This is a genomic window from Microbispora sp. NPDC046933, assembly GCF_040644635.1.
In the GTDB taxonomy this organism is placed as follows: Bacteria; Actinomycetota; Actinomycetes; order Streptosporangiales; family Streptosporangiaceae; genus Microbispora.
Map to the genome: position 1 here is coordinate 1 of NZ_JBEYWW010000139.1, position 1,006 is coordinate 1,006.

At 32.5% G+C, this 1,006-nt stretch carries 1 protein-coding gene; it reads right to left on the reverse strand.

The features are described from left to right. On the reverse strand, positions 1–869 hold an 869-nt coding region (locus ABZ857_RS44400), incomplete at its 3' end, for a phosphodiester glycosidase family protein (RefSeq protein WP_357057021.1). Positions 870–1,006: the final 137 nt, after the last annotated feature.

Consider the following 1,006-nt stretch of genomic DNA (forward strand, 5'->3'; position numbering starts at 1 on the left):
GTTTTACCATTGACAGATAGTTGACTTGAACCACCACTATCAAGTAATAACATATTTTGGAGCTTCAAATTTGACACTGATTTCATTATATTATCATAACCTGCATTTGTATCACTCAAAATAGCATAGAGATTATTATCTTTATCATTCGCAATAAAAATATGGATCTTCCAATCTACTGAGCCATCACTTGGTTGAATTTTACCATCACGGATAATTGCAGTACCAAAATCATAGGCTTGTTGCCCTCCGTTTTTAATAATAGTTGAAGCAGGTGTATTTGAATCATAAATTTTGCACGAACCATCTTTGTTAATAACAAAAGCATATTGAGTCGTTGTACCTGGGCTCCAGTCTTGAATCAACTTTCCATTATTAATTTGAAATCCAGCTACTTGTCCTGTCTGCATATCAAAAGCGGAAGCATTCATAATCAAAGTATTAGGATACTTAGCTATAACTTCTGACATTTTCATCCGTTGATCCGTACGATCGGTAACTGTTTTTAAGACTTCCGGATTGTTAATTCGATAAATAGTGATATTATTCGTAGATAAATCAGTAAATTTATCTAAATTTACCTTTGAGGGAACTTTAACCCATTCTGGTACTCCAGCGTCATCTACAAGTGCTATACTACCCACAGCAGCTTCTTCACCTTTTTGCTCCACGTAACCGTTAGAAACCGAAGTTTTGGTCGGTTGATCCGAACTATTTGTTTTCGTATGTTCAGTAGGAATAAGTGAATCTCTTAAGGCATAAGCCCCTGCTCCTATAAGGGTAATAAAAATTAAGATAGGTATAATTATCACCCTGATACTCCTTTTACTCTTTTTACTCTTTTTTTTTCGTTCCAATTTTTCCTCCATAATTGTTGTTTAGTCACGACCAAATAAATCTCTCGTATAAGGTTTACTTTTAGTATTCTTTATTTTTTTAAATATAAAAATTTTAATTAAAATTCTTATAATACCTTGCTCCAAATTTTTAGCAAATTTTTTTATTA